The organism is Actinocrinis sp. (assembly GCF_035946395.1).
Classification (GTDB): Bacteria; Actinomycetota; Actinomycetes; order Streptomycetales; family Catenulisporaceae; genus Actinocrinis.
Map to the genome: position 1 here is coordinate 1 of NZ_DASYZI010000114.1, position 3,442 is coordinate 3,442.

Sequence of the window (3,442 nt, forward strand, 5' to 3'; positions counted from 1 at the left end):
GCGTGCAGCCCGAGTTCGGTGAGGCGCACGGTCTTGAACCGGCTGCCGTCCGGATCGCCTGCGACTACGGCCATGCCCTGGCGTTCCAGGAGGCCGAGCGCCATCGCGATCGCCTCCTTCGACACTCCGCTCAGCCGCGGAAGGTCGCGCAGCCGCGTCGAGCCGTCGTCGAGCACGCGCAACACGTTCGATCCGACGGCCAGCGCCACGTCCGAGGCCGACTCGCGCTCGAATACGAGGGCGAACGCCAGCAGGGTGCGTGAGAGCAGCGCGTAAAGCGTCACGTCCTCGGGCGTGTTGGTCGGCACAGCGCCGCCTGGCCGACGCGGTTCGATGCCTGAGACGCCGTCACGCGTCGAGAGCCCATTCCCGAGTACCGGCAGACAGTCGGGTACGTCCATGTCGAATCGTGCGTTCAGCGCCGACAGCGCATCCCGAAGCGCATCGACCTGCGTTGCGCCGAACCGTTGCCGCCATCGCGGTTCGATGACGTCGAACACCTCACGCCAGGTCTCGTTCGCCTGGCGCCCGGCTGCTGTCGTGTGGATGATCAGATCTGCTTCGGGCGGCGCTACGCGCCAATCGGCCGGGTCGCGTTCAAGCGTGATGTAGCCCCAGCGCCGCAGGCCGGCGAGATTGGTTCGGGTGCGCGCCACCTTCGCGCGGTCGCGCACGCGTAGCCCTTCCTCGCCGACGAACCGCATGCATGTGGACCACATCGCCACCGAGGCCAGCCAGGGGCCGCGCGACGTACTGGGGGAGCGGCCATGGTTCGTAGTGCGGTGCGGCATCCGGTGTTCGAACTCGTTGTCGAGTTCGATGATGTAGGCGACGAGAGTCTGGGAAAGCAGTGTCGGCAGGGGCGTGCGGCCATCCATGACGACAACGATCGAATATTGTTTCAATGCGCGCAACCCGGACGCCGCGACGTGGTCGGCCCTGGCGCGAGTGGCGGTAGCATTCCGCCGTGGATTGGGGGACCTTGGCCGGCACCGCGCTGGGTGCACTCGTCGGAGCGGGCAGCACGATGGCGGCGGACCGCTCGCGCTGGAAGCGGGATCACTTCACCCGTGAGCACACCACCAGGCGCGAGTTGTACAGCCAGTACCTCGCTGCTCTCTCGCTGACTACGCACCGGCTACGTGACCTGCGACGGCTCGGGCCGACAGCGCGCGAGGAGCGTGCGCGCCAGGCGGGCGACGTACTGAGTACGTCGGGGGCATATCAGGCGCGCTACCAGATGCTGATCACCGCGCCGGACGCGCTGGCGGAGCCCACGGAACGGGCCTTCCGGGCGCTGCGGGACCTGCGTGACCGCTTCGACCAGCCCGACGTGCGCAAGGACCCGGAGTGGGACGCGGCGATGAACACCGTCAGCGAGACGATGGGCACGCTCAAACAAGCGATGCGGGACGATCTCTCCACCCTGGTGTGACGCCTGACCCTTGGCGTGGCGCCTGCCCCCTGGCGTGGCGCTGTCCGCTGCGACTGAGGTGGACTTATCCGGCAGGCCTGTCCAGGGATGGCAGTGTTCGAACCTGTTCGCCGTGAACTTGGTTGCCCGAACGCGGTTGCCCCGAACCTGGTTGCGCAGCGTGCCACCCTCGGTTACCGTCCTTGGTTAGTGTCAGAGTGACGATAACTGGGGACGGGGAGGCGCCGATGTCGGTCGGCGAGTTGGTCGCGCCACTGAACGTTGTGCTGTTTCATTTCGGCCAGGACGCGGTCACCTGGGCTGAGTTGCTCGGGTTCGTCACGGGCGCGGTCGGGGTTTGGCTGACCGTGCGGGCGAACATCTGGAACTTCCCGGTGGGGCTGGCCAACAACCTGTTCTTCCTGGTGCTGTTCTGGGCCGCTCGCCTCTATGCGGACGCGGCACTACAGATCGTCTATCTGGGCTTCGGGGTGTTCGGCTGGTGGGAGTGGCTGCACGGTGGCGAGCGGTGGTCCCGGCGGGTGATGGCGCGGGCGCGGCCGTGGGTCGTCTGGACGCTGGCCGGGCTGGCGGTGCCGGTGACGTGGATCCTGACGATCGTGCTGACCAGAGCGAACGACATCGCGCCGTTCTGGGACGCGTTGACCACGGCGCTGTCGCTGGCGGCGCAGTGGCTGCTGAATCTGAAGCTGTTCGAGAACTGGTTCTTCTGGATGACGGCCGACGTCGTCTACGTGCCCTTGTATTTTGTCAAGGCATTGTATTTGACGGCGATCGTCTACGTGATATTCCTCGGGCTGTGCGTGGCGGGGATGCGGGCTTGGCGGCGGGAACTGCGGGAGCCGCGGCCGAGCATGGTGGTGGCGTGACGGCGACGGCGTTCCGGCACGGCCTGGTCATCGGCAAGTTCTACCCGCCGCACGCGGGGCACCACTTCCTGATCCGCAGCGCGGCGCAGACGTGTGAGCGGGTCACCGTGGTGGTGATGGGCGCAGACGTCGAGTCGATACCGCTTGAACTGCGGGTGAGGTGGTTGGCACGCTTCCACACGGCATGGCCTGGCGTGTCCGTTGTCGGTGTGGTGGACAACCTGTCGGTCGACTACTCCAGCGAAGCCGCGTGGGCGGGGCACGTTGCGTTGATGCGTGAGGGGATAGCGCGCGGCGCGCACGGTACAGGCGCGGTCACAGCCGCGGCCAGAGTCGGGAAAGGGAGCGCTGTGGGTGCGGTCGACGTGGACGCGGTGTTCACGTCGGAGCCGTACGGCGCTGAGTTGGCGCGTCGATTCGGCGCCGCTGATGTACGGCTAGACGTGTCACGGGCAACGTACGCCGTATCAGGCACAAAGGTGCGCGCCGATCCGATCGCCGCGTGGGGGGCTCTGGAACCGCCGGTACGCGCGTGGTTCGCCAAACGTGTGGTGGTCGTCGGTGCGGAGTCGACGGGGACGACGACGCTCTCCATCGACCTCGCCGACGCGCTGCGCGCACGCGGCGGGCCGCACGCCCTTACCCGCTGGGTCGCCGAGTATGGGCGGGAACTCACTGCGCGCAAGCTCGCGGTCGCGCGGGCCGTGGCCGGTGTGCGCGGGCTGGCCGAGCCGGCCGTCTTCGATCTGGAATGGGACGACGCCGACTTCGAGGACGTGGCTGCGCGTCAGTGCGCTGATGAGGACGTGGCCGCGGAGGCGGGCGGGCCGGTGCTCGTGTGCGACACGGACGCGCTCGCCACGGTGGTGTGGCAGGAGCGGTACCGCGAACGCGCTACGGAAGCCGTGCGGAAGATCGCCCGCGGCATGCCGGAACGGGCGCTCTACATCCTGACGGATCACGTGGGCGTCGGATTCGATGACGACGGGCTGCGCGACGGGGAGCACTTGCGGCCGTGGATGACTGAGCGATTCCGCGAGGTGTTATCGGCGGGCGGTGCGCGTTGGGTCGAGGTGCATGGCGATAGGGCGTCGAGGCTGGAACAAGCGTTGAGTGCGATAGACGGCGTGCTGGCGGA

The 3,442-nt window shown here is 67.9% G+C and carries 4 protein-coding genes; 3 read left to right on the top strand and 1 reads right to left on the bottom strand.

Going from position 1 to position 3,442, the window contains the following annotated elements:
* The coding region (locus tag VGS97_RS07380; protein ID WP_326852499.1) for a hypothetical protein at nt 1-878 on the bottom strand (878 nt) is incomplete at its 3' end.
* 89 nt (nt 879-967) lie between these two features.
* Here VGS97_RS07380 and VGS97_RS07385 point away from each other — a divergent pair.
* The 3 genes from VGS97_RS07385 to VGS97_RS07395 all read left to right on the top strand — a co-directional run.
* Entirely contained in the window at nt 968-1,435 is a 468-nt protein-coding gene (locus tag VGS97_RS07385) for a hypothetical protein (protein WP_326852500.1), read from the top strand.
* A gap of 227 nt (nt 1,436-1,662) precedes the next feature.
* On the top strand, nt 1,663-2,304 hold the full coding sequence (gene pnuC / locus VGS97_RS07390) for a nicotinamide riboside transporter PnuC (protein ID WP_326852501.1): 642 nt from the start codon (nt 1,663-1,665) through the stop codon (nt 2,302-2,304).
* Nucleotides 2,301-3,442, top strand: a 1,142-nt coding sequence (locus VGS97_RS07395; RefSeq protein ID WP_326852502.1) for an AAA family ATPase, incomplete at its 3' end; no start/stop codon positions are given. The genes pnuC and VGS97_RS07395, both read left to right, overlap by 4 nt.